This is a genomic window from Halostagnicola alkaliphila (assembly GCF_055379965.1).
Genome location: NZ_AP043826.1, coordinates 1002491 through 1026317 on the forward strand (window position 1 = coordinate 1002491; position 23827 = coordinate 1026317).

The following is a 23827-nucleotide window of genomic DNA, read 5'->3' on the forward strand; positions in this document are numbered from 1 at the left end:
AATGCCCGCCGGTACGTAAAGATGAGCCGAAGTAGCTCAGTTGGTAGAGCACCTCGCTGTTACGGCGATTCAGGTTTCCTGTTCGCCGCAGATACGAGGTTGTCCCAGGTTCGAGTCCTGGCTTTGGCGCTTCTTCTTTCGAATCTTTTCGAAGAGCTGCTGTGCTGTTCTTGAGACTCTGCTCTCCTCGAGGAGTTTACACCGCCCGAGCGTTTTCCGTTCCGAAGACCTGAAACCGGCTCCGTTCTCGACCGGTTCAGTTCGTGACTCGAAAGAGGGGAGCAATTTGCTGCTCGATGCGTCCGACTCGAGCGACGTCGTACCGCGCGTCGGTCGGCAGTTTCGACCGAGCGACTCAGAGGCACGATTTCGAGAAACGAACCAGAACAGGAAGTGTTGTCGGGAACGAACCGTACCCGCATGGACATTTATCGAACGCAACGTCGCGACGACGGGAGCTCCACCTCTGGACGGGGATCGTCGCGACTGCGTGCGGACGCGCTTCGAACGCGAGGTGGCGGATGAGAGGAATCCCGACGAGCCGCGGGGTCGTCGTTTTCGCGCTGGTGATCGTTCTCGCGGTCGGACTCTTCGCGCCGGCGGTGAGCGCTCACGCGTACCTGTCCGAAACGACCCCCGGCGAGGGCGAACAACTCGAGGACGTTCCCGACGACATCGAGTTAGTCTACACGGGCGACGGCATCCAGAACGCCGAGGTCTCGATCACCGGCCCCGACGGTTCGGATGTTAGCGGCGATGCGTCGGTCGATCCCGAAGACACTCGGGAGGTCACGGTTCCGCTCGAGGTCGACGCCGAGAATGGTGAGTCCGAATCGGATTCGGACCACGACGGCATGTACATCGTCGAGTGGGAGGTCCTCGCCGACGACGGACACACGACCACGGGCACGTTCTTCTTTGCCGTCGGCGACGAGGAACTCGATCGAGACGCGGTTATCGAGATTCACGAAGAGGACGGCGGCGGCGACGACGATGTCTCCCCGATCGAGTTCGGTTCGAACGCGCTCGTCCTCCTTTCGCTGGTCGGACTCGTCGGCGTTCCGGTGACGATGTGGGCGAGCGTCTATCCCGCGATCGGCTCGAGCGGCGTTTCCTCGAGCGTCGTCGACCGGCGCGCACGGTGGCTCCTCGCGGGAGCGAGCGTCCTCATGCTCGCCGGCGTGCTCGGAATCGGGCTCGATCAGAGCATCGACGCCGAGGGATCGCTCTCGGCGGCGGCGCTCGAGCAGTTCCTCGAGACGGGTCTCGGATCGATCTGGGTGGGACAGCTCGTTCTCGCGGCGCTTCTCGTCGGCGTGCTTCTGGGCGCGTTCCGCTGGGGACTCGGCCGTCGCAGCTGGCTCGCGACTGCGGCTGTCGGCGGCACGGTCGTCGCCCTCTCGGTGAGTTGGACGAGCCATTCGGCGACGATGATCGGGAGGCTACAAGGTGTCGTCACCGACGGCGGCCACATCGGCGGCGCGGCGCTGTGGGTCGGCGGGCTCGTGACGCTGGGCGTCGTCGTTCCCGTCGCGCTCGCTCGAGCGCCAGTCGACCAACGAAAACGAATCGCGACGACGGCGATCGAACGCTTCTCGATCGTCGCGCTGGTCGGGGTCACCCTCGCGATTGCGAGCGGCCTGTTGCTCGCCGCCTGGCACGTTCCCGACCTCGAGTCGCTCCGGGAGACGCTGTACGGGACGGCGCTTTCGGCGAAAACGCTCCTGGTTGCGCTGGCGCTCGGACTCGGCGGATTCGCCAGGTTCGTCGTCCTCAAGCGATTGCGGCCGGACTCCGAATCGGCGGCATCCGGCGACGACGACCGAACGCTCAGAACGTTCGTCCGCGGCGTCCGTTTCGAGATGGGGGTCCTCTTGCTGGTGATCGTCCTCTCCGGACTGCTGACGACGGCGCCGACGGCAGCGCTTGCCGGCGGTGACGACGGCCCCGATGAGGCGACGATCGAGATCGAGGGTGACGATGTCGACCTCGAACTGGCAGTGCTCCCGGGTCAGGAGGCGGCCAGCATGATTCAACTCGAGGAGAACGAACCGGTCGTCTTCGACGTCGCGTTTCTCGAGGCTGGCGGTGGCGGGGACGACGGTGGCGGAGATGACGCCGGAGACGACAGACAGCCTGCTTCCGCGGAGGATCCCACGCTGACGTTCCACAGCGACGAGCAGACGGTCGAAATCGACCTCGAGGAGAACGACGACGGGACGTACTCGGCCGTTCAGGCGTTGCCCGACCCACACGAGTGGGAGCTACGGATCGACGCGTGGGTCGGCGACGCCTACGTCAGCGAGTGGATCGACGTGTACGTCGTTCCCGATGGGGAAGGCGGTGGAGAGGACGAGCACGCCGGTGGTGGTAGCGACCACGATCACGATGACGCCGACCACGCAGATAACGAGGAACACGCGGATCACGACCACGACGAACCTAGTGACGAAGCGGGGCCGCTCACCGTCTTCTTCCAGTTCGGTGCCGTGGCGGTTGCGGTCGTCGGAAGTGTCGCGGTCGCAATCGAGTCAACCCGATTCGGTGAGAATTGAAGCTGAACCAACGAAAATTCGAGCTATGTCAATTGTTCGCTCGAATTCGATTATTGCACCAGAACCGGCAATAAGAGTCCGTTACAATGGATGGACATGGTGACTCCAACCACTCGACGGCGACTCGTACAGGCTTTTGGCGGCGGACTCGTCGTCGCCCTGGCAGGATGCGCTGGCGATAGCGACGACGAAAACGGAGATGACGGCGACCACAACGGCCACGATAACGGGGACGACGAGAACGGCGACGGACCGGGAAGCGACGAACTCGTCTACGCCTTCGGGCCGGATACGATCGGCATCATCGACCCCGAGGAGGGAGAACTCCTCGAGGAGCTAACCGACGACGACCTCGACGGCTCCGAGTGGGGAGATCCGCGAATATCCCGAAATCACGAACGCATCTTCGTCAACGAAGGGAGCCGAGATCAGGTCCTCGTCGTCAACACCGAGAATCGGGAGATCGAAGAGTGGATCGACGTCGGCGGCGATCCGACGCACATCTACAACCCGGTCGAGGGCGAGATCTGGACCCACGCCGACGACGAGGGGACGTTCTACGTCGTCGACTCGGAGGAACTCTCCGTGATCGACGAAGTCGACATCGCCGACGGCGGCCACGGGAAACTCCTTCACCACGACGATTTGGACGACGACGCTTATGCCATGAACGTCACTGAAGCGGCGGCGATCGGCGTGGATCTCGAGGCTCGCGAGGTCACCGACCCCGTCGAACTCGAGGACGCCGGTGGAACGCACTACAAGGCCTACGCGCCCGAGACGGGCTATCTGTACGCCGAGCAGACCGAGGGCGGGACGGCCGTTATCGATACTGAGACCGACGACGTGGTCGACGTGCTGGATTTCGACGGCGGAATGTACCTCTCGCCGGACGACGAGTTGCTCGGGTTCATCCTCGAGGACGAGATTCGATTCGTCGACGCGACGAGCGAGGAGAGCGAGGTCGTCGATTCCGTCGAAATCGACGGCGAACCCGCGGCGCTTCGCTTCCACGAGTCCGACGACGGCCTGTACGCGTTCACCGCGAACATCGAATCGGCCGACGTGGTCGTGATCGACGTCGACGAAATGGCGGAAGTCGATCGCATCGACGCGGGCGAGGTCGAGGGCGAGTATCGCGCGGGCGTCGCCGGCGGGGAGTACTTCATCACGCCGTCGGACACCGACGGAACGGTTACAGTCGTCGACATGGAAACCCAAGAGCTCGTCGAGACCGTCGAAGTCGACGACGGCGTGGACACCGTCCAATACGTCGGCGATTCTGGGGTGGGGTACTCGAGCGAGTAAAGATCTGAATTGGTTCCGACCGTCTTCGGAACCAGCGCAGTCCGAACGGAGGAACTTTCGTGCCAACGACGTACCGACCGCCACCCTCCGTTCGACGCCGGGCCGTCATCGCCCTCTCGGCGACGCGAGTGCGGTCGGCCTCCCCGTTTCCGGTCACGCCCTTTCTCGACGCCGTTCGATCGCGCTCATCACCGGACTCGCGGTCACGCCGTGGACGACGATCGAGGTCAACACCACGAGTCCCACGATCGCCCACAGGCGCTCCGCGGCGACGACGAACTCGAGTTCCGCGAACGAAACGTGTGCCAGCGCGAACGCCAGGTAGTAGAACGAGCCGATGCCGCGAATCCCGAAGAATCCCACCGCCACTCGATCGCTCCACGGCGCACCGGAGCCGACGAATCCGAGGAGCCCGGCGAGGGGTCTGACGAGAAGCACTATCGCGAGCCCGACCGCGACGTCGATCCGCGTCAACGGTGCGAGCAGCCCACCCGCGATCGCGGCTCCGAACAGGACGAGAACGGTCGCCATCAACAATCGCTCGACGAGTGCGGCGAAATCGTGTAACTCCCGGTAGTATTCGTGTTCCCACTCGTAGCGACGGAGTTCGAGCGCCGCGACGAACACCGCGATGAATCCGTACCCGCCGAGCAGTTCCGCGACTCCGTACGCGAGCAACGTCGTTGCCAGCGCTTCGGCTCCCGACATGATCTCCGCTCGACGGGACGGTGTCGGCGACTGAAACACGACTCGAGCCATCAGATGGCCGATGACGTACCCGAAGACGAGCCCCGCGCCGATCCTGTAGAAGACGTCGACGAGGACCCAGTCCGTGAGCCACGTCCAGTTCGACGCTCCATTCGCCGCGGCGACGGCCATCGCCAGGTACGTAAACGGAAACGCGAGGCCGTCGTTGAGGCCGCCCTCCGACGTCAGTGAAAACCGGATCGACCCCCACCGGTTGACGGAAGCGCGCTCTTTCTCGAGTTCCGTCAGCGGTGCACCGGCTTCGACATCCGAAGCCAGAACGGGATCGGTCGGAGCGATCACCGCGCCCAGCAGGATCGCCGTCGCCGGGTGAAGCCCGAGCACACTCCAGCCGAGTATCGCGATGGCAGCGATCGTCACCGGCATCGTGATCCCGAGCAACCGCCAAGTTGCACTCCAGGTGCGCCACTCGAACGGTCGGTCGATTTTCAGCCCTGCACCCATCAGCGCGACGATGACGACCAGTTCGGTCAGGTGCTCGGTCACCGTCGAGTTAGCAACGGGATCGACCGTCGGGGCGCTCGGCACTACCGTAAAAAGTGCAACGCCGAGGCCGACGTAGAACATCGGCAACGAAAGCGGCTTTTCGGCCAGAAGACGCGGTAAGAGGATCGCACCCAACAGTCCGATGGCCACGATAATAAGGGCGACCTCGTACGCGCTCATCACGAGTCAGTGCACCACCCAGCGCGTAAACGAAGCTGCTTGCGTATCGATTAGTCTCCCATCGGTCGGTTTCCTACGGGGCAGACCCGCTCCTGAAGACGCGAGCGTCCGCTTGCCAGATATTAATCGCGTAACTCCGGCTCGCCGATCGTATCGACCGCACCGAGTGGCACGAGCGAGTACTCGACCGTTTTGACGCGCTCGATCGAGCGAATTCGGCCGACGAACGTCGAAACATCCTCGAGATCGGTCTCGAGGACGAAGCAGTCGAGACAGTAGTCGTCGACGTGACTGTGATCCGTCGAGGCGATCGACGCTTCGTACTCGTGTCGGAGATCCGTGACGCGGCGTTCGACGTGTTGGGTGTCGAAATCGTACAGAACGGTGACGACGGCGGCGAGTTCGCGACCCGAGAGCTGTTCGTTTTCGAACTCCGAGAGGAGGGTTCGCGCGCTCTGGCGAACGACTTCGCTTCGACCGGTGTACTCGTGGTCCGCAGCGAACTCGTCGAGTCGATCGATCAGTTCGTCGGGCATCGAGACGCTAACGACGGCCATATATCAACTACCGTCTCTAGTTTAATAGAATTTATTATTACCTGTCCGATTATAGGGCAATAACTAGTATTAAGTCACCCATAGATCATACTAGATCACACTATGAGTGACGACCGAATTCCGGTAACAGTTCTGAGTGGGAGTCTCGGTGCGGGGAAAACGACGGTTCTCAACCACGTCTTGACCGCGGATCACGGGATGGATGCGGCGGTCGTGGTCAACGACATGGGGGAGGTAAACGTAGACGCGGAGGCGGTCACCCAGCAATCGGATCTGGGTGGCGACGAGGAAATCGTCGAACTCTCGAACGGCTGTATCTGCTGTCGCCTTCGTGGGGACATGTTAGACGAGGTCGGCCGCCTGGCAGACCAGCGCGAGTTCGATTACCTGCTCGTCGAGTCCTCGGGTATTTCGGAGCCGATCCCCGTCGCCCAGACGTTTGCGATGGGTTTCGAGGACGCGACGTTCGATCCGACCGACACCTACGAGCTCGATACGATGGTCACCGTCGTCAACGCCCACAGCTTCTGGGAGTCGTTCGACTCCGGGTCGGCGCTCTCGGAGGGCGAGATCGACGCCGAATCGGGTCGCGTCCCGGAGGAAGTGTTGCTCGATCAGATCGAGTTCTGCGACATCATCCTGCTCAACAAGTGCGACCTCGTCCCCGACGACGCGTTGGAGGAGATCGAAGCCGTCCTCGAGGTGCTCCAACCCCGAGCCGAGATCCGCCGGACGGAGTTCGGAGACGTCGAGACGGCCGATATCCTCGACACCGGACGATTCGACTTCGAAGCCGCCCAGAACTCGGCGGGCTGGAAGCACGAACTCAAACACGAACACCACCACGATCCGCAGGAAGAACACGGCGTCACCTCCTTTTCCTACGAACGGGCCAGGCCGTTTCACCCCGAACGGATCGCTGCGCTCCTGCCCGAACTTCCAGACCAGATCATCCGCGCGAAGGGCTTCTTCTGGAGCGCGGGCCGCGAAGACGTCGCGATGGGGATCGACAAGGCGGGTACCTCCGTTCGTGCGGGGCCCTCGGGCCAGTGGCTCGCGACGCTTCCGGAGCAACAACGCGAGCAGTATTTCGACGCAAGGCCCGGCTTGGAGGACGATTGGGACGAGGAGTGGGGCGACCGGATGACCCGCCTCGTCTTCATCGGCCGCGAGTTCGACCCGGAGCCCCTCGTGGATCGACTCGACGACTGTCTGCTCACCGACGAGGAGTACGCCGACGAGAACTGGGATCGGTACGCCGATCCGTTCGAACCGGAAGAACGACGTGAACTCGCGCTCGCGGATCAGTAAATGTCCGTTCCGGTTACCATCCTCTGTGGCGGGCTCGGCGCAGGCAAGACGACGCTGCTCTCGCAGTTGCTCGAGTCCGACGACCGCGATATCGCCGTCCTCGTCAACGACGTCGGCGAGGTGAACGTCGACGCGGACCTCGTCGAAGCGCGCACCGACCTCGAAACCGGCGACGAAGTCGTCGCCCTCGAGAACGGCTGCATCTGCTGTAGCCTCGGGGGCGAACTCTCGCGATCGGTGATCCAGCTCTGGAAGGAACACGACTTCGATTACCTCGTCGTCGAAGCCTCCGGCGTCGGCGAACCGGAGCCGATCGCGCGACAGTTCGTCCGCGGACCCGCGGGCGGCCCCTACGACCTGGACGCGGTCGTCACCGTCGCCGACGCTCGCCTCTTCTACGACACGTTCGTGGACGGGAACGAGAAGCCGGTCAGGCAGGGTCCCGACGAGAGCGGGTCCCGTCCGATCGCGGATCTCCTTCTCGAGCAAGTCGAGTTCTGCGACCTTCTCGTCCTCAACAAGTGCGATCTGGTGAGCGAGACCGAACGGGACCGGGTCGTCGCCGTCCTCGAGACGCTGCAGCCGCGAGCCGACATCTTGACGACGGAGTACGGTTCCGTCAGCCCCGATGAACTGCTCGAGAGCGGTCGATTCGACCTCGAGGCCGCACAGGAGGCCGCGGGCTGGAAACGAGCGGTCAAAGAGAGCGACGATTCGCACGGGCACGATCGCGCAGATCACGATCCCGCCGACCACGACGAACACGATCACGCTGATCACAGCGACGGACACGATCACGCCGACCACGGCGGACACGACCACGCCGACCACGTCCATCCCCCCGAACGCTACGGAATCGAGGTCACGACCTTCCACCGAACCCGCCCCTTCCACCCTCGGCGACTCCTCGAGTTTCTTGCGGACGTTCCGGAGGGTCTCGTCCGCGCGAAAGGGCTCTGCTGGATCGCCGGCCGCGAACGGGCGGCGATCACGATGAGCTACGCCGGAACCGAGACGACCCTCGAGGTCACCGGGCGATGGATCGCGAGCTTCTCCGAGGAACGACAGGAAGCCTACCGCCGCGGCCAGCCCGACATGCCGTGGGACGAGCAGTGGGGCGACCGTGAAGTCCGTCTCGCACTCATCGGTCGGAATCTGGATTTCGAGGCCCTCGAGTCGCGACTCGAGGAGTGTCTGCTCACCGACGCCGAGATGGATGCCGACTGGGGCGCGTACGACAACGACGCCCCGACGGGGATGGGCGATATGGTGACAATTTCGACCGGAACCGCTCCCAACCCGTCGAACCCGTAGAGCGGGTGGACCAGTATAGGGGTCGCCAGTTGTACACTTTAGCTATAATACCCTCGATCATGTCCGTTCACTATGGCATACGGCTTTCGTTCGCTCGACCTCGAGCCCCGTCCGATAGCCGAACTCGTCGGCTTCGTCCTGCTCGTCAACGTCGTCGGAAGCGCGCCGGCGCTCGTCACCTCGACGGAGACGACGTGGTTCCAGAACCTCGCGAAACCCTGGTTCTATCCGCCTTCGATCGCGTTTTCGCTCGTCTGGACCGTCCTGTTCACGCTGCTCGGGATAGCGCTGTGGCTCGTCTGGCGAGCCGACGGCTCCGGACGGCGATTCGCGTTCGCCCTCTTTGGAGTCCAGATGGTCTTCAACGTCGCCTGGACGCCGACCTTCTTCACGCTACAACAGCCGCTACTCGCACTCGGCGTTATCGCCGTTCTTCTCCTGCTCGTCGTCGCCACGATCGCCGCGTTTCGACGCGTCGACCGAACGGCGGCGGCGTTGCTGATCCCGTATCTCCTCTGGGTGGCGTTCGCGACCGTTCTCACGTTCGAAATCTGGCGATTGAACGCCTGACGAAGATGTCGCTTGGCCCCTCAGCCGTGTCTCCGCTCGAGGAGCCGGCATCTCCATCGAGAAACCGTTAACACGCACTCACGAAAACGGACGCCTATGAACGCGATCGTCCTCGCTATCGAAACCACTGTGGGCCCACTCGAGCAACCGTGATCGGCGTCCTCCGGCGAATCGCACTCGTCACCGCCGTCCGACATCGAGTCGAGGTGCGGCGACGGCTCCGCCATCCGCAAATACTCGTTGCGCTCTCGGTCGGGATCGTCGTCGGGACGATAGCCGTCGTCGGCTCGCTCCCGCTGGGTGCCTACGAGCACGTCTGGCCCCAACCCGGCGCGTACCACTACGGCGCGCTCACGGGCGAGAACGGATCTGCGGTCCTCGAGCGAGCGCGCGAAATCGGCGCGATCGGTGTCGTTGCGATCACCGCACTCACCGCCCTCAACGCGGTCACGAGCGACGCCTGGGAGGTGGCCCCGATCGGCCTCGCGACGGCGATCTCGATCCCGGAAGCAATCCTCGGCGTGCTGGGGGACGAACTCCTCGAGAGCAGCTGGTTCGTCGTCCCCGTCGTCGGTGCGGGCGCGCTGGCGTTCGCGGCTGGAACGGGATCTCCAACGGCACTCATCGGTGCGACCGCGGGTGCGACCGCCATCGCCCTCTCCGGACTGCTCCTCGGTGCCAGTTTGGGACTGGGCGTTCGCGCCGGGCTCCGTCGCTCGCCGCGGCTCGACGCCGCTCGGTACGCGATCGGAATGCTCGCTCTCTTTCTCACGTTCCTCGTTCTCGCGTTCAGTCGGCAGGTTGGGAACAGCCTCGCCGCGACGCCGCTTGGCTGGTACGGCGACGTGCTGGTCGCGACGACGCCCGGCGTCGCCTCGAGTCCCCTCCGTGTCGGTGGCGCGCTCGCGATGCTGGGTCTCGTCTTCGCGGGCTGTCTTCCGCTGACGATTCTGGCCGGTCGAACGCTCTGGTTCGACGAAACGGCTCGGACTGACGAGGAGACGGAACGAGACGACGAGAAGGGAGAGCCGGGCGATGACGGGACCCAATCGATGGGGAGAGGGCTGCTGGGCCGCTCGCTCGATCGGTTCGTCGGTCGTCCCACTTCGGGAGTCGCACAGGCGACCTGGCGACGGATGCGACGGTCGCCGCGGGCGATGACCTACGTCCTCCTGCCGATCGGTCTGCTCTGGCCGGCCGTCATCCAGTTGTCGTGGGTGTTTCCCGGGACCGTCCCCGTCCTCGTCGTAACCTACGTCGCCGTCGCCGTCGGTCTCGGAACGACCCTCAACCCGATCGGTAACGCGCGGGTCGCGTTGCCGACGATCCTCACGACGCCCGGCGGGCGGCGATCGGTGCTTCACGGACACGCCGTGGCCGCGCTCGTTCCGGGCGTCCTGCTGGTCGTAACCGTCGCGCTGATTGCGGGCGTCGCGAGCGGCTATTCGCCGACCGAACTGACCGCGCTGGTTCTGGTCGCGGCCGCGCTCACGATCGGCGGCGTCGGCGTCTCGCTCGGAATCGGGGCGTGGCTCCCGAACCTCGAGGGGCCGACGACGTCGGCGACGCTGACGCCGCCCGAACTGTACGCGATGGTCTCGTACCTGTTCGCGATGAGCGTCCTCGCCAGCCCGGCAATTTTCGGTCTCGGGTTCGTTGAGATCACGCCGAGTCAACTTGGCGGTGCGGCGTTCGCGGTCGTCGCAACCGGCGTCTGTAGCGCCGGCGCTGGATGGCTCGGCTACCGATACGCCCGGCGGTCGCTCGAGGCCTACGAAACGACGTGACTCGAGAACTGAACCGAACTCGAGAATAGAGCCTCTCTCGAGGGCTGAACCGCCTGCAGAGATTCAACGCGACTCGAGTGGCAACTCGATCCGAAACCCACTGAAGGAACTCGAAAACCGGCTCCGCGATCAGTCGTCCGCGGGCGTGCCGCCGTCGACTCGCTCGCTCGGAACGGTGCCGTCGTCGTTCCAGCCGCGCTCGCCGTAGTACTCCTCGAGGGCGTTCTCGAAGTCGGGGAGTTCGTACGGAAGGGTGTCCTCGTCCGTATCGAAGCCGCGCTGGTTGTTGAAGTGACGCTCGAGAGTGACGATTCGGCCGCCGGTCTCGAGGAGCGTCTCGTAGTCGGTGTCGAGCAACGTTTCGAACCGCTCGTCGGTCATGAAGTCCCGCGAGAACTTGCAGATGACGCCGCTGTCTTTGATCGCGTTCATGTTCTCCTTCTCGATGACCTTCGGGGGCTTGCCCTCGAGGCCCTCCTTCTCGAACGCTTTGTCGGCGTCGACGAGCGGGTACTCGAGCGAGTAGAACTCGGCGTACATGTGATCCGCGCCGCGGTTCGAGGTCGCAAAGGAGAGCCCCTGTCCGTTGAGCGTTCGGCCGTCGTGGGCCGGGAACTCCATCCCTTTGACGCTCCAGTTCTCGACGCCGAGGTCGTCGTGGAATCGGTCGACGCCCTCTGCGAGCGTATCGCCGACTCCCTCTCGGTGGGCGATCTTCTCGACGAGTTCGTGGATCAACTCGACGTTGCCGAACTCGTCTTCGCTCTCGAGGTAGGCCGCGACGACGTCGCCACAGGAGATGGTGTCCAGCCCGAGTTCGTCACAGAGCTTGTTCGATTTCATCACGTCGACGATGTCGTCGACGCCCGAGTTCGAGCCGAAGGCCATGACGGTTTCGTACTCCGGACCCTCGGTTTCGAGGCCGCTTTCTTCGTCTCTGGTCGGAAGCTTGCAGGCGAACGCACACGCCGAACAGGTTCCTTTCTGATACTTCTTTTCCGCGACCGCGTCGCCGCTGATTCCCTCGGCACCGTCGAAGGTGAGTTCGGAGAAGTAGTGCGTCGGCAGGGCCCCGACCATGTTCGCGTACTCGGTCACCGAGGTCGTCCCCTGCTCTTTCATGATGTGGTCGGACTGGGCGGCCTCGCGGTGAACGTCCATCTGTAGGGGCGGAATCTCGACTTCTCGAGTCGAATCGCCGTCGAAAGTGATCGCCTTGACGTTCTTCGAGCCGAGCACCGCGCCGAGGCCGCCGCGGCCGAACGCCCGCTCTCGCGAGGTCATGATCGAGGCGAATCGAACGAGGTTCTCGCCGGCGGGTCCGATCGTGATCGTGTTTTCGGCGTCGAGGTCGTGCTCGTCGGCGATGTACTCGCACGTCTCGGTGGTTTCTGCCCCCTCGAGTTCGGGGACTTCCTCGAACTCGACGCCGTCGTCGGTTACGTGGACGACGAGCAGGTCGTCGCTCTCGCCGGTGATCTCGACGGCGCCGTAGCCCGTCGCGGTGAAGTTCCGCGAGAGGAAGCCGCCGGCGTTCGAGGAGAGCAATCCGTCGGTTAGTGGCGAAACGGCCGTCGCGGACATTCGCCCGGTAAAGCTCATCGTCGAATGTTGCATCGGGCCTGTCGCAAGATACAGGCTGTTTTCCGGACCGAACGGGTCGGCATCGAAGGGGACCCGATCGTGGGCCAGCTTCGTGCCGACGCCGCGACCACCGATGAACGACTCGAGCACGTCGTCGATCGATTCGGTTTCGGCCGTTCGATCGCTAAGGTCTATCGAACACAACGGTCCCCGTGCATTTTTCATGTGGGTTTGTGAGACGTGAAGTCGCAAAACGCTACCGGTTCGAGCGACTCACGATGGCACGCTATGGCCCTCGTCTGCTTCTCACCAGCACCTAGGTTCGGGTCGTATCGGGGACCCGAATTTCGACCCGATCGCTGTCTCGAACGACTATCTGGTGGTCACCGATCGTCACCGTCGCCGTTCCCTCTCGAGGGGCCGAGTTCGTGTTCGCGAACAGCTGATCGAGCGCTTCGGGATCGACGTGCTCGTAGAGCGGGCTCACCTCCTCGTAACTGCCGTTTGGAATCTTCTCGAGGAGACGGACGATCGCACCGGTCGTTCCCTCGTTCGTCTGAATCGTCGTCTTGTACGTGACCGTTTCCCCGGCCGTATGCGACTGGGTTCCAGATGAATCTGACATGAAATCCCTATTTTCGACGTCGATTCGCTGACTCTGTTTTGTGGTACGGGCTTTCGCTCCCTCACTGTCGCCCTTAACATGTTGAAGCGCTTTTCCGTCACCCGATCGGGGTGCCGTCCCCGTTACGTCGGTCCCTCCTCTCGTTCGCCGCGCATCACCGTCTGTGAGAGCACCGTCGTCAATCCGCGACGCAATCTTCCGGTGACGGCCGCACCGGAGACGTCGAGCTCGTCGCCGATCTCTTCGAGCGTCGCTTCCTTCGGATTCTCAAAGTAGCCCTCCTCGACGGCGGTTACCAGCGTTTCGTACTGTTTATCGGTGAGGTCATATTTCATACTCGTCGAAACTTCGAGTTCCGCGCGCAACCGTTCGAGTTCGAGGGCGATATCGTACTCGTGGACGCGCTCTTGAAACGTTTCGACCTGTTCCTGTTCGCGAAACCTAATCTCGAAGGTCCAGCCGTCGTCGGTCCCGATCCCCTCGACCAGCGTCGCGCGGGATTCGAGCAGCGCGTCCGCGAGTCCGGGAACCGAATCGGACCACACTACCTTGTACAGCCGGCCGTCGTCGAACCGGTCGACTTCGGTTATCGTTTCGACGCCTTGGTCCGATCGAATCGAGGACTCGATCTCGTCGTAGTTGCCGTCGCTCCAGACGAAGATAAACGGCATGAGCCCGTGGTGGGTCGGAACGACGCTTTCGAACTCGATGGCGAGTCCGGGAAATTCCCGCAGGACGTTTCCGAAGGAGAACTCTTCAGGAGATATCGTAAACTCAGCGACGAACGTCATTCCGTAGGGGCTACTTCGAGCCCCGGTATAGTCTTTCTGTCAAAATCAGCCGCCGAGTCGCCCGATCGCCTCTTGAAGTCGCACACGTCAACGGTGAAACGTTCGATGGAACGAGACGAATCCTCGATCGAATCGGTTGTCGGTGATCACTCCTCCTCGTAAATCTCGTCAACCCGGTCGTCGAAGCGCTCGAGGATCACGCGGCGCTTTTTCTTCATCGTCGGCGTGAGCATGTCGTTTTCCTCGGTGAACTCCTGTGGGACGAGCCGGAACCGCTTGATCGTTTCGTGCTTCTCGAAGTTCTCGTTGACGCGGTCGACTTCCTCCTGAACGTACGTCTGTACCCGGTCGTCGTCGACGATCGCTTCTGGGTCGTCGGGAAGGTCGATCCCTTCTTCCTCGGCCCACTCGAGGACGTGAGCCGTGTTGGGCACGAGCAGCGCGCCGACGAATTTCTCGCCGTCGCCGACGACCATACACTGTTCGACGACCTCGCTCGCGGCGAACGAATCCTCGATCGGTGCGGGTGCGACGTTCTTGCCGGTCGAGAGGACGAGAATCTGTTTGGCCCGTTCGCGGAACTCGATGTAGTCGTCGGGGCGTAGGTGAACGATATCGCCCGTTCGGAACCACCGTTTGTCGTCCTCGTCTTCGGTGAATGCCCGATCGGTTGCGCCGGGTTTGTTCCAGTAGCCCTGCGTGACGTTCTCCCCGTTGACGAGCAGTTCGCCGACCTCACCCGGATCGCTGTCGAAGGTCTCGTCATCGGTGACGGACTCGTCGATCTTGACATCGACGCCCGGGACGGCGGGGCCGATCGTTCCGACCTTCGGCTCCTCCATCGGGTTACAGGAGACGACGGGGGCGGTTTCGGTGAGCCCGTACCCTTCGTAGATCGGCAGCCCCATTCCGTGATAGAGCGTCGCCAGATCTGGCGAGAGGCTCCCGCCGCCGCTGATCAGCATTTCGATATCGCCGCCCAAGGCCTCCCGGACGGTCGAGAACACCAGTTTGTCCGCGATCGAGTGCTTGAGATTCAGGATCGGGCCCGGCGAGTCGGCTTCGTAGTACTCCCGGCCGACGCCGGTCGACCAGTTGAAGATGCGCTCTTTGACGGGCGATTCGCTCGCCTGCTCGCGGATGGCGTCGTAGATTTTCTCGTACACGCGAGGGACGCTCGTCGCGCTCTGGGGCTGGACGAGTCCGAAGTCCTCCTGAAGCGACTCCGTGTCCTCCGCGTAGGCGACGCAAGCACCGCTGGCGAACATCAAGAAGTGCCCCGCCGTTCGCTCGAAGACGTGTGCGAGGGGCAGGAACGAGACGACGGTCGTCTCCTCGTCGATCGCCGACACGTCCTCGTCCTTGTCCGGACGGGGGCCGTAGCGCTTTCGTACCTGATTGACGTTCGCCCGGAAGTTCCTGTGCGTGAGTTGGACGCCCTTCGGCTTGCCGGTCGTTCCGCTGGTGTAGATCAGGCTCGCCAGGTCGTCCATCGCGGGTTCGTCGACCCACCCCTCGTAGGCCTCGAGATCGAAGGCGTCCTCGCCGCGGTCGTGGACCTCGGCGAGGGTCATGATATCCTCCCGGTCGTCGTACCCATCGAGGCGGTCGATCGAGACGATGAACTCCAGATCGAGTTCGTCTTCGACCTCGAGAACGCGCTCTACGAGCTCCTCGTTCTCGACGACGACGCCCGACGCGTTCGGGTCGTCGAGTAAGTATCGGACCTGCTCCGGCGAGGAACTGGTGTAGACCGTCGTGACGACGCCACCGATGCCGAGGAGGGCGAAGTCGGTCTGTGCCCACTCCATCCGGGTGTTCGAGAAGATGCCGACCCGGTCGCGGGTCTCGACGCCGAGTTCGCGAAAGCCCGCGGCGAGGTTTCGAACGATGTTTCGCATCTCCGCGTAGGAAATCGTCCGGAACCGTCCGGCGTCGGCCGCGGGAAGGACCGACTCGGTGAGCGAACGATCGTATATCCCGCCCTTGTACTGCTGGGCCGGCCGGTTCGAGTGCCGTTCGGCACCGTTCTCGAACATTCTGCCGAGCGTCGTCTCCCCGATTACCTCGTCGTCGTACTCTCGTTCAGCATCCCGCCAGTTCATATGCGTGTGACAGACGGTCCCGAGCGATAAAACATGTTGAAACGAGTTTCACATGTTTTTCGGTTTATCTGCTCGCTTATCTCCGCTGGGGCCGATCGAAACCGCCTGAAAGCCCGACATCCGATGACCACACGTGCTGAGGGAATAGTCCGGCGGTCGCTACCACTGTTAATCGACGAGTCGATGTTCCCTTCCAAAACTCGGCAGGGTAACACTCGGATTCGTGAATACCGATCGCCGAATGTTCACTCTCGGTGGTCGAGATAGCCGAGCACGCCGCGGGTGTTCATCGTCGCCTCGGCTCGAGCGGCTCGATCGCCCCAGGCTCCGACCGAGGCCGCCTGCTCTGCGAAGTGGTCGATAACCGCTTGATCGTCCTCGAGGTCCTCGCGTTTGTCCTCGACATCGTTCACCCACTCGCGAAGAACCGCCGCGTACTCCTCGAGCGCGGCGTCGGCGTCGTCGCCGACCTCGCGCGGCCCGAAGTGTGTGTACAGAAGCACGTCCGGGTCGATCGTCTTTAGCGTCTCGACGTCCTCGAGACACTGCTCGAGGTCGAAGTTCGAGGGCGGCGAAGTCTCGTGGATCTCCTCGAGTTCCGGTACCCAGATCCCCGCGGCGTCCGCGGTGAACGCCGCGTTGTTTTCGGGGTCCTCGAAGACGACCTGATGTGGTGCGTGTCCGGGTGCCGCGTGGACGTGCAGTTCGTGTTCCCCCAGATCGACGGTGTCGCCGTCCTCGAGTTCGACGATTCGTGATTCGGGAACCGGCTCCGGTTCGGCGTAGAACTCCCACCGGTCTCCGACTGCCCGTTTCGTCCCCTCGACCAATCGGGACGGGTCGACGAGGTGGCCCGCGCCGACCGAGGGGACGTAGACATCCGCGTTCGGACACGCTTCGGCGAGGAGGCCCGCGCCACCGGCGTGATCGAGGTGGATGTGCGTAACCGCGATCACCTCGAGGTCCATTCGGTCGATCCCGACCGCTTCCATCGCCGCGAGGATGCGCTCGTAGTTCGTTCCAACGCCGGTTTCGACGACCGCCGGCCGTTCGCTGTCGAGCAGGTATGCCGCGCCGTACTCGTCCGTGCCGAACATTCCGGTGTCGACGTAGTAGAGGTCCGCACAATCCCCGGCCGTGACTTCGTGGACGTCGCTCGTTCCCATATCGGTAGCCCCGTCGCCGGATCGAATAAAAGCTGGTATCCCGGTCGACTCCGCTCGATTTCAGTTCGGAGCTTCGGTTCCGATCGCTTCGAACGTTCCGACGCCGCACCGACAGCCGTCTTTCCGGCCGATCGGTCGGACCTCGCCGTCCGACAGCTGCTCGGCGGCGTAGATTTCACCGCAAGACGTACACACGGCGGCAACCTTCGTCTTCCCCGCTTCGTTCTCGTCGGATACCGAATCGGCGGAGGCCTTCGAACGCGTACTCTTACTCATCACCTGAACAATGGTCTCCGAGGGACATACGGATCGTGCTTTGAACTCGAGACTGTTTATAAGCGGACGGCTATTCTGACGAGTTCGTTTCGTCGGAAACCGACTTCGGCGTCGAGACGGTGAGAATATTTCCCGTAAGGTTCCCGGTCGCTCGACGGAGTCGCTGAGAGACGGCGTTCGTCGATATTCCGAGCTCCTCGGCGATGTCGCCGATCTGCGCATCGCGAGGAACCTCGAAATAGCCCATCTCGAGTGCAGTCACGAGCACCTCGCGCTGGGCCGGTGTTAGATCGTACTCGCGTTCCTTCGGGGCGGTTCCGTCGTACAATCTGTCTAACTCGAGCGAATACTCCTGTTCCTGAAAGTACTGCTGGAACTCCTTTAAGGTCTCCTGGTCGACGAACTGGAGTTTGAGATGCCAGTACCCGTCCGACGCCTCGGCTTCCTGGACGATTCCGTGCTGGTCGACGATCTGATCGACCATGCTCTGAACCTCCTCGCTCCACGTCACGTTGAAATAGCCGATTTTCCCGTCGACATCTATCAGCTTGAGGTCAGTGATCGTCGGATCGTTCCGAAGCGCCTCTTCGACGGCCTCGATCTCGTCGCTGGTCGCCCAGAGAAACGGCATCACCCACTCCCGGCTGTGGGTCGCTAATCGTTCGATTTCGATCGTCATTCCCGGGACGTCCTCGAACGCCTGCTCGAGCGCGAAGGCCTCCGCCGGAATCGTGAACTCGGTGATAACACTCACATACGGAGCAAGCGGTGAACGGGGAAAACTCGTGGTATTAGCAGAACGGACAGTCGAGCTCACGCACCGATTGCTGTCGGGGACAATACTTTTCCTCGAGACCGTTGGTGCATCACGTATGGACGGAAACCGCTACGACCCGTGGGTGGCTCGCTGATGACCGACGGAACGACCTCAGAACCGACGCCCGACGAGGCCGATCCGTGGCAGGAGTTACTCGAGGACGCGGCGGCCATTGAGGGCGAGTTCCAGACCGCGGGCTGGGAGACGACCTTCGTCGAACCGGAGGCGGTCACGCCGGTCGATACCGCCGACCGAGTCGGCCTTCGAGCGGCCGTCTCGGGAGAGCAGTACACCGCTGTCGAGGAGCTGATCGGCCGCGACGACGTCGCGTTCGCCGCGGTCGACGTCTACTACCAGACCGAGGGCCAAACGACGTTCGTCCTCGCCGTCGAACGCGACGACTCGAGCGAACACGCCGTATTATTGCCGCTGTACTACGATCTGCCCGACGCACGGTCGATGCTCGAAGCCTCGCTCGCGGAGGGACACCTCTTCGTTTATCTCGAGGCGGCGGCCGACGAAACCGACGAGACCGACGGGACGGACGAGACCGAAGAAGGCGACGACCAGTGGATCGTCTTCTCCCACGACGAGCCGTCGCTGTTCGTCGACTCCGTGGAAGAACTTGAGGGGTAACGCTCGAATCAGACCGCCCGAGCCGGAACGCTCCTACCGATTGGTTTCGCTCAGGCTTCGTCTTCTCGCAGCTCTTGGCTCGCGTCGCGAACGTCGCGCATCACCGACGAAATGCGCTCTTCGGCCTCGAGTTCCTCTTCGACCGAGAGGTCGACACCCTCGACCTCGAGGAGGAACTTCGCGACCTCGGTCGACTCGTACATCACGTCGTCGAGCTCTTCGGCGGTGAAAAAGTCACACATCGCGCCGTAGAGGAAGGTCGCGCCGGCGGTTCGAATCTTGTCCTCGAAGGAGCTTCGAGCCTGGTTGACGGCTTGGGGGGTGTAGGTGTCCGTCATGAAGGGGACGAGTTCGGGCAGGTTCTCGCCGATTTTGGTCATCTCGACGCCGGTCTCGGTCCGGAAGTCAGAACAGAGCCGGGCGATGGCCCACTCGCGGGCCGTAATGTAGGTCCGATCGCGGAGGAACTCGTTGACGCGGTCGTACTGCGCCCCGTCCATCTTCTGGAAGCGGGCGTACTTCTGGACGTCCGTCGGCACGTCGCTTTCGTCGGCTTCGTCGGGATTCGGAACCCCCGGCATCGAGTCCTCGGCGGACGACGCGGAGTCGGCGACAGTAGCGTTCGCGTCGGTGGACTCGCCCGAGGGGCCGTCTCGAGGTGCTGGCTCGCTCGAGTCACCGTTTCGTTCGGGTGTGCCGTCTCGTTCGGGCGTGTCTTCGCGTCCCGACGTACCGTTTTGAACCGCGGTCGATTCGGACCCCGCCGATTCCGTCGGCTCCATCTCTTGCTCGTCCTGCGAATTGTCCTCGTTCATAGCACGGTATTCCCAAGGACCGGAGATAAGGATTGTTCTCGATGGCGTCCGTGCGATGGCATCCGTTCGACGCGTTCTAAAGACGGACAGATTCGATACCGAGTCCGTCGAACTCGGCCGTCGGTTACAAAGGTTGGAAAACCAGAATGATTTTATATCTAATCTTTAAACGACCGAACGATAATGAAACGGAGAGACATAATAGTTGGACTGACAGTATCGACGACTGCTGCGGGATGTCTCGGCGGCGACGACGAGCCGGACGACGGCGGAGGGAACGCGGAGAACCGCACCGACGAGGGTTCTGACGACGATTCGAACGGCGACGGCCGTGTCGAAGACGAATCGAACGATACCGGTGGTTCTGACGCGGAAGACGATACGGACGGCGACGATTCGAACGGATCCGACGACGAGGAGTCGGGCCCCGATTGGGAACAACGCGTCGAGGAGGCCGTCGAATCGTCCGATCACACGGTCACCGTCGGCGGCGACGAGGACGTGTTCGATCCGGACGAACTCGAGGTCACCGCAGGCGAGTCGGTCGCGTTCGTCTGGAACGGGAACAATTACGATCTCAGCGTCACGGACATACCGGACGAGGCGTACTGGCAAGGGTATTCGGCTATTAGGCACGAGCCCTTCGTCCACACGAACACGTTTCAGGTCGAAGGCGTTTACGAGTACGAGAGCGTCGCACAGCAGGAGATGGGGGACGATATGTCCGGGACAATTATCGTCGACGGCGATTGAACCGCAATCGTCGGCTCCAAGACCGTGTCGTTCGTTGATAAACTCTCATTACATTTCGAGTGGTTCTGTGTGTTTTAAGATGATAAAGACCGTCCGGTAGGGTATGTCACAAACGCCTGTTATCGCAGCCGCGTATCGTACTCCGCAAGGGAAAGAAGACGGCGTGTACGCCGACCTGCGAAGCGAAGACCTCTCCATTCCGCTCATCAACGAAATCCTCGCGGACAGCGGCCTCTCGAGCGACGATATCGACGATCTGATGTGGGGCTGTGCCCAGCAACGCGGCGAACAGGACAACAACGTCGCCCGCATCATCGCGCTGCTCTCTGATCTCGGCGAGAGCGTTCCGGCGACGACGATCAACCGCTGGTGTGCCTCCTCCATGCAGGCGGTCATCTCCGCGTCGGACGCCGTCGCCGCGGGTAACCGCGACGCGATCATCGCCGGCGGCGTCGAGTCGATGACCCGCGTACCGATGGGCGAGAACACGATGGAGGTCCACCCGCGGATGGCCGCCGAGTACAACGTCGGCGAACTCCAGATGGGGATGACCGCAGAGAAGGTCGCCGAAGAGTTCGGGGTCACTCGAGAGCAACAGGACGAGTACGCCGCCAAGAGTCAACAGCGAGCCGTCGAAGCGACCGAAGAGGGCCGCTTCGAGGACGAAATCGTTCCGATCGATACTGAGGACGGGACGATCACCGAAGACGAAGGACTCCGTCCGGGAACGACCCCCGAGAAACTCGGCGAGTTGCCGACGGTCTTCAAATCCGACGGCAGCGTCACCCCCGGAAACGCCTCCCAGATCTCAGACGGCGCCTCCGCGCTGCTCGTGACGAGCGAGGCGTTCGCCGAGGAAAACGACCTCGAGATCCTCGCGGAGGTCGGCATGAACAACGTCGCTGGCGTCGACCCGACCATCATGGGCGTTGGTCCGGTGCCAGCCACGAGAGGACTCCTCGAGCGGAACGGCCGCGACATCGAGGACTACGATCTGGTCGAACTCAACGAGGCCTTCGCCAGCCAGAGTCTCTACTCGCGTGACGAACTCGGTATCGATCCCGACATCTTCAACGTCAACGGCGGCGCGATCGCGATCGGTCACCCGCTCGGTGCCTCCGGCGCTCGCCTTCCCGTTACGCTGATTCACGAACTCCAAAAGCGCGGCGGCGGCCGCGGACTGGCGACGCTCTGTGTCGGCTTCGGTCAGGGTGCGGCGATCGAGTTCGAGGTCAACTAAGCGGCGGTATCTTTCACTTTTTAGCCCAGATTTTGCGAGGCCGCGAGCGAGCGAAGCGAGCGAGTCGGCCGAGACAAAAGGTGGTCGCGTCAGGGTGCGGCGATCGAGTTCGAGGTCAACTAAGCGGCGCTAGTCGCTGATTATCGTTTCTAGGGTCGGGTTGACGGAGCGATTTACAAGTTCGGAGCCCGAATTATCGCCATGAGCAACATCCTCCTGTTCGCGCTCGTCTTCATCCCGTTAAGTCTTCATCTCGGGGTCGTTGCCCTCGTCTACTACGATACCGGACGGGTGCCACTCGAGCGCAAACGATGGCTGTTGCTCGTCGGATTGATTCCGATCTTTGGGTTTTTCATGTACCTCTTCGAGCGCAGCGAACTCGAGTACGACCCGTCGGAGGACCCCTACGCGGGCGGCGGGTACAACGTCCATCCCTCCCGAGCGGACGATTTCCCGTTCTCGAGTTCAGAGGATGATGAGGCCGCTCGCGAAGGAGAGGATGAACGCGGCGACGACGAGCAGTGGGGAAGATAACGCGGGCGGACGACGCGGCGTGTCGGGGGAGCTATTATCGCCCTCGAGCATAGAGACACCCACATGACGACAGACGAGACTCGACGCACGACGGACGAGCACGGCCACGACATCATCGACCCGCTGTACGTCGCGATCGTGACGGTGTCGTCCTCTCGAGCGGCCGCGGCCCAGACGGAAGCCGACGAGCCGGAAACGCTCGAGGACCCCGGCGGCGACACGGTTGCGGCGTGTTTCGAGAACGAGGGTCACGAGGTGCGCGAGCGCGTCTTGGTCCGGGACGATTACGCCGCGATTCGAACCGCCGTTCGGCGCTTGGTCGCCAAACGCGAGATCGACATCGTGGTGACGACCGGCGGGACGGGCGTCACCGCCGACGACGTCTCGCCCGAAGCGACCGCCTCGCTGTTCGAACGCGAACTGCCCGGATTCGGCGAGTTGTTCCGTTCCCTTTCCTGGGACGAAGTCGGAACCCGCGCGATGGCTTCTCGAGCAACGGCGGGCATCGCCGTCGACACGCCGGTTTTCACCCTGCCGGGGAGCACGAACGCCTGTCAAACTGCCTGCGAGAAGCTCATCGTTCCCGAAGCGCCACACCTCGCCGGACTCGCGACGAGCCACCGAACCGAGGCCACCGACCAGTCGCTCGAGGCGTTTCGCTCCGACGAGTGATCCGGTAATTGTCCGATCACTGACTCTCTAGACTGTTCGAAACTCCTGTCAATCACGGTTTCCTGAACGGTTCGGACCCGGTTATAGTATCCAACGCTGTGAAGGCGCGATTTGAAACCCTTCGAGTCGAATTCGAGACTGTGATCGAACCGGTTCTCGCCGACGCGGCTTCGCTCGGGATGGTTCCCAGATACCTCGAGGCGGCGATCTATCTCTACCTCGTCGCGGTAGCACTGATCGGGCTTTACCTTCACCGACGAATTTGGCGCGGCTACCGACGGACCAAGCGCTCGGAAAACTGATCAGGTGTCGACGATTCAGTTGCTGTTCCCGCGGAAGATCCGGTAGGAGCCCTGTCCGGTCGCGACCGCCTTCGTCTCGCCGTCCGCGGTCGTGCTCTCGACAGTTATCTCGCTCACGCCGACGCTCGAGCCGACCCGGATCACGTTCGCCGTCGCGCTCAGGTCACCCGTTGCTGGCCGGAGATAGTTGACGTTGAGGTTGATGGTCGCGATACTCGCGGCGAAGGGATCTTCGAGTTCCGTCCGCAGAGCCAGCCCACCCGCGGTGTCGATGAGCGTCGCGGCGACGCCGCCGTGCATGTCCGGTCGCCGATCCGGGCCCGCTTCCGGACGGACGTTCGTGAGTTTCTCGTCGTACGGAATCGAGAGGGTCATCGTCCCCTCGCCGATGTGGTCCACCGAGGTTCCGATCCACGAGAGAAACTCCTGGTACTCGTCGATATATCCCTGTAGCATCTCTCCGAGATCGTTCGGGTCCTCGACTGCCTCCGGGATCCCGATCGGCTCTGCTGTCTCCTCGCTCATGCCCCCTTGTCCGTGAGCGGCCGCCTTGGTCTCTGCGCTTTCGCACTTTCACGTTGACAACCGTTTATTCGATCGAGGTGGCCGAACAGTTCGTCGACTCGACTTGCGTTTGCGGAGCCGCGTCCGTGTGTTGAAACGGCTCATTCACTC

The 23827-nt window shown here is 62.7% G+C and carries 23 protein-coding genes and 1 tRNA gene; 13 read left to right on the forward strand and 11 right to left on the reverse strand.

The features are described from left to right. The first annotated feature begins 25 nt into the window (after window positions 1–25). The 3 genes from ACZ5C7_RS10120 to ACZ5C7_RS10130 all read left to right on the forward strand — a co-directional run bounded on the left by ACZ5C7_RS10120 (window position 26) and on the right by ACZ5C7_RS10130 (window position 3863). Window positions 26–129, forward strand: a tRNA-Asn gene (locus ACZ5C7_RS10120). Between the two features lie 392 nt (window positions 130–521). Further along, on the forward strand, window positions 522–2555 hold the full coding sequence (locus ACZ5C7_RS10125) for a copper resistance CopC/CopD family protein (RefSeq protein WP_464376188.1): 2034 nt from the start codon (window positions 522–524) through the stop codon (window positions 2553–2555). Between the two features lie 96 nt (window positions 2556–2651). After that, window positions 2652–3863, forward strand: coding sequence for a YncE family protein (locus ACZ5C7_RS10130; RefSeq protein WP_464376189.1), 1212 nt, complete (start codon window positions 2652–2654; stop codon window positions 3861–3863). 153 nt (window positions 3864–4016) lie between these two features. On the opposite strand, the gene ACZ5C7_RS10135 is transcribed toward ACZ5C7_RS10130, so the two are convergent. Both ACZ5C7_RS10135 and ACZ5C7_RS10140 read right to left on the reverse strand, forming a co-directional pair. Beyond that, on the reverse strand, window positions 4017–5297 hold the full coding sequence (locus ACZ5C7_RS10135; RefSeq protein WP_464376190.1) for a cation:proton antiporter: 1281 nt from the start codon (window positions 5295–5297) through the stop codon (window positions 4017–4019). 122 nt (window positions 5298–5419) lie between these two features. Next, window positions 5420–5854 (reverse strand): CopG family ribbon-helix-helix protein, encoded by a 435-nt coding sequence (locus ACZ5C7_RS10140; protein ID WP_464376191.1) that lies wholly within the window; start codon window positions 5852–5854, stop codon window positions 5420–5422. 102 nt (window positions 5855–5956) lie between these two features. Here ACZ5C7_RS10140 and ACZ5C7_RS10145 point away from each other — a divergent pair, with 102 nt between their 5' ends. The 4 genes from ACZ5C7_RS10145 to ACZ5C7_RS10160 all read left to right on the forward strand — a co-directional run bounded on the left by ACZ5C7_RS10145 (window position 5957) and on the right by ACZ5C7_RS10160 (window position 10836). Further along, window positions 5957–7165: a GTP-binding protein gene (locus tag ACZ5C7_RS10145; RefSeq protein ID WP_464376192.1), complete on the forward strand. Its 1209-nt coding sequence runs from the start codon at window positions 5957–5959 to the stop codon at window positions 7163–7165. Then, entirely contained in the window at window positions 7166–8479 is a 1314-nt protein-coding gene (locus ACZ5C7_RS10150; RefSeq protein WP_464376193.1) for a CobW family GTP-binding protein, read from the forward strand. A gap of 72 nt (window positions 8480–8551) precedes the next feature. After that, complete coding sequence (locus ACZ5C7_RS10155; protein ID WP_464376194.1) at window positions 8552–9049, forward strand: TspO/MBR family protein; 498 nt, start codon at window positions 8552–8554, stop codon at window positions 9047–9049. A gap of 149 nt (window positions 9050–9198) precedes the next feature. Then, window positions 9199–10836 carry a hypothetical protein gene (locus tag ACZ5C7_RS10160; RefSeq protein ID WP_464376195.1) on the forward strand — a complete coding sequence of 546 codons (1638 nt, stop codon included), beginning with the start codon at window positions 9199–9201 and terminating at the stop codon, window positions 10834–10836. Window positions 10837–10965: 129 nt separating this feature from the next. On the opposite strand, the gene ACZ5C7_RS10165 is transcribed toward ACZ5C7_RS10160, so the two are convergent. From ACZ5C7_RS10165 to ACZ5C7_RS10195, 7 genes are all read right to left on the reverse strand, one after another. Then, on the reverse strand, window positions 10966–12645 hold the full coding sequence (locus ACZ5C7_RS10165) for an aldehyde ferredoxin oxidoreductase family protein (protein ID WP_464376196.1): 1680 nt from the start codon (window positions 12643–12645) through the stop codon (window positions 10966–10968). A 91-nt stretch (window positions 12646–12736) separates the two neighbouring features. Continuing rightward, on the reverse strand, window positions 12737–13045 hold the full coding sequence (locus tag ACZ5C7_RS10170) for a HalOD1 output domain-containing protein (RefSeq protein ID WP_464376197.1): 309 nt from the start codon (window positions 13043–13045) through the stop codon (window positions 12737–12739). 122 nt (window positions 13046–13167) lie between these two features. Beyond that, complete coding sequence (locus ACZ5C7_RS10175; protein WP_464376198.1) at window positions 13168–13836, reverse strand: helix-turn-helix domain-containing protein; 669 nt, start codon at window positions 13834–13836, stop codon at window positions 13168–13170. A 146-nt stretch (window positions 13837–13982) separates the two neighbouring features. After that, complete coding sequence (locus ACZ5C7_RS10180) at window positions 13983–15941, reverse strand: AMP-dependent synthetase/ligase (protein ID WP_464376199.1); 1959 nt, start codon at window positions 15939–15941, stop codon at window positions 13983–13985. Between the two features lie 245 nt (window positions 15942–16186). Beyond that, window positions 16187–17107, reverse strand: coding sequence for an MBL fold metallo-hydrolase (locus ACZ5C7_RS10185; RefSeq protein ID WP_464376200.1), 921 nt, complete (start codon window positions 17105–17107; stop codon window positions 16187–16189). 60 nt (window positions 17108–17167) lie between these two features. Next, window positions 17168–17383: a hypothetical protein gene (locus ACZ5C7_RS10190; protein WP_464376201.1), complete on the reverse strand. Its 216-nt coding sequence runs from the start codon at window positions 17381–17383 to the stop codon at window positions 17168–17170. 70 nt (window positions 17384–17453) lie between these two features. Then, window positions 17454–18137: a helix-turn-helix domain-containing protein gene (locus ACZ5C7_RS10195; protein ID WP_464376202.1), complete on the reverse strand. Its 684-nt coding sequence runs from the start codon at window positions 18135–18137 to the stop codon at window positions 17454–17456. Between the two features lie 156 nt (window positions 18138–18293). On the opposite strand from ACZ5C7_RS10195, the gene ACZ5C7_RS10200 reads away from it, so the two are divergent. Then, window positions 18294–18836 carry a DUF7529 family protein gene (locus tag ACZ5C7_RS10200; RefSeq protein ID WP_464376203.1) on the forward strand — a complete coding sequence of 181 codons (543 nt, stop codon included), beginning with the start codon at window positions 18294–18296 and terminating at the stop codon, window positions 18834–18836. Between the two features lie 50 nt (window positions 18837–18886). On the opposite strand, the gene ACZ5C7_RS10205 is transcribed toward ACZ5C7_RS10200, so the two are convergent. Continuing rightward, a complete protein-coding gene (locus ACZ5C7_RS10205; RefSeq protein WP_464376204.1) occupies window positions 18887–19651 on the reverse strand; it encodes a DUF5806 family protein in 765 nt (254 codons plus the stop codon). Between the two features lie 183 nt (window positions 19652–19834). On the opposite strand from ACZ5C7_RS10205, the gene ACZ5C7_RS10210 reads away from it, so the two are divergent. The 5 genes from ACZ5C7_RS10210 to ACZ5C7_RS10230 all read left to right on the forward strand — a co-directional run bounded on the left by ACZ5C7_RS10210 (window position 19835) and on the right by ACZ5C7_RS10230 (window position 23152). After that, window positions 19835–20404 (forward strand): cupredoxin domain-containing protein, encoded by a 570-nt coding sequence (locus ACZ5C7_RS10210; protein WP_464376205.1) that lies wholly within the window; start codon window positions 19835–19837, stop codon window positions 20402–20404. A gap of 103 nt (window positions 20405–20507) precedes the next feature. Then, window positions 20508–21644 (forward strand): thiolase family protein, encoded by a 1137-nt coding sequence (locus ACZ5C7_RS10215; RefSeq protein WP_464376206.1) that lies wholly within the window; start codon window positions 20508–20510, stop codon window positions 21642–21644. Window positions 21645–21845: 201 nt separating this feature from the next. Next, on the forward strand, window positions 21846–22178 hold the full coding sequence (locus tag ACZ5C7_RS10220) for a hypothetical protein (RefSeq protein WP_464376207.1): 333 nt from the start codon (window positions 21846–21848) through the stop codon (window positions 22176–22178). Window positions 22179–22241: 63 nt separating this feature from the next. Then, the gene (locus ACZ5C7_RS10225; protein WP_464376208.1) at window positions 22242–22850 is read left to right on the forward strand and encodes a MogA/MoaB family molybdenum cofactor biosynthesis protein; all 609 of its coding nucleotides are present in this window, start codon (window positions 22242–22244) and stop codon (window positions 22848–22850) included. A 98-nt stretch (window positions 22851–22948) separates the two neighbouring features. Continuing rightward, window positions 22949–23152 carry a hypothetical protein gene (locus tag ACZ5C7_RS10230; RefSeq protein ID WP_464376209.1) on the forward strand — a complete coding sequence of 68 codons (204 nt, stop codon included), beginning with the start codon at window positions 22949–22951 and terminating at the stop codon, window positions 23150–23152. A gap of 15 nt (window positions 23153–23167) precedes the next feature. Here ACZ5C7_RS10230 and ACZ5C7_RS10235 read toward each other — a convergent pair whose 3' ends face one another. Then, window positions 23168–23608, reverse strand: coding sequence for a PaaI family thioesterase (locus ACZ5C7_RS10235; RefSeq protein ID WP_464378428.1), 441 nt, complete (start codon window positions 23606–23608; stop codon window positions 23168–23170). Window positions 23609–23827: the final 219 nt, after the last annotated feature.

Bases quoted from the DNA above. Each gene is read 5' to 3' on its own strand.
- ACZ5C7_RS10125 (WP_464376188.1), top strand. From the start codon at position 522: ATGAGAGGAATCCCGACGAGCCGCGGGGTCGTCGTTTTCGCGCTGGTG.
- ACZ5C7_RS10130 (WP_464376189.1), top strand. From the start codon at position 2,652: ATGGTGACTCCAACCACTCGACGGCGACTCGTACAGGCTTTTGGCGGC.
- ACZ5C7_RS10135 (WP_464376190.1), bottom strand. From the start codon at position 5,297: ATGAGCGCGTACGAGGTCGCCCTTATTATCGTGGCCATCGGACTGTTG.
- ACZ5C7_RS10140 (WP_464376191.1), bottom strand. From the start codon at position 5,854: ATGGCCGTCGTTAGCGTCTCGATGCCCGACGAACTGATCGATCGACTC.
- ACZ5C7_RS10145 (WP_464376192.1), top strand. From the start codon at position 5,957: ATGAGTGACGACCGAATTCCGGTAACAGTTCTGAGTGGGAGTCTCGGT.
- ACZ5C7_RS10150 (WP_464376193.1), top strand. From the start codon at position 7,166: ATGTCCGTTCCGGTTACCATCCTCTGTGGCGGGCTCGGCGCAGGCAAG.
- ACZ5C7_RS10155 (WP_464376194.1), top strand. From the start codon at position 8,552: ATGGCATACGGCTTTCGTTCGCTCGACCTCGAGCCCCGTCCGATAGCC.
- ACZ5C7_RS10165 (WP_464376196.1), bottom strand. From the start codon at position 12,645: ATGAAAAATGCACGGGGACCGTTGTGTTCGATAGACCTTAGCGATCGA.
- ACZ5C7_RS10170 (WP_464376197.1), bottom strand. From the start codon at position 13,045: ATGTCAGATTCATCTGGAACCCAGTCGCATACGGCCGGGGAAACGGTC.
- ACZ5C7_RS10175 (WP_464376198.1), bottom strand. From the start codon at position 13,836: ATGACGTTCGTCGCTGAGTTTACGATATCTCCTGAAGAGTTCTCCTTC.
- ACZ5C7_RS10180 (WP_464376199.1), bottom strand. From the start codon at position 15,941: ATGAACTGGCGGGATGCTGAACGAGAGTACGACGACGAGGTAATCGGG.
- ACZ5C7_RS10185 (WP_464376200.1), bottom strand. From the start codon at position 17,107: ATGGGAACGAGCGACGTCCACGAAGTCACGGCCGGGGATTGTGCGGAC.
- ACZ5C7_RS10190 (WP_464376201.1), bottom strand. From the start codon at position 17,383: ATGAGTAAGAGTACGCGTTCGAAGGCCTCCGCCGATTCGGTATCCGAC.
- ACZ5C7_RS10200 (WP_464376203.1), top strand. From the start codon at position 18,294: ATGACCGACGGAACGACCTCAGAACCGACGCCCGACGAGGCCGATCCG.
- ACZ5C7_RS10205 (WP_464376204.1), bottom strand. From the start codon at position 19,651: ATGAACGAGGACAATTCGCAGGACGAGCAAGAGATGGAGCCGACGGAA.
- ACZ5C7_RS10210 (WP_464376205.1), top strand. From the start codon at position 19,835: ATGAAACGGAGAGACATAATAGTTGGACTGACAGTATCGACGACTGCT.
- ACZ5C7_RS10215 (WP_464376206.1), top strand. From the start codon at position 20,508: ATGTCACAAACGCCTGTTATCGCAGCCGCGTATCGTACTCCGCAAGGG.
- ACZ5C7_RS10220 (WP_464376207.1), top strand. From the start codon at position 21,846: ATGAGCAACATCCTCCTGTTCGCGCTCGTCTTCATCCCGTTAAGTCTT.
- ACZ5C7_RS10225 (WP_464376208.1), top strand. From the start codon at position 22,242: ATGACGACAGACGAGACTCGACGCACGACGGACGAGCACGGCCACGAC.
- ACZ5C7_RS10235 (WP_464378428.1), bottom strand. From the start codon at position 23,608: ATGCTACAGGGATATATCGACGAGTACCAGGAGTTTCTCTCGTGGATC.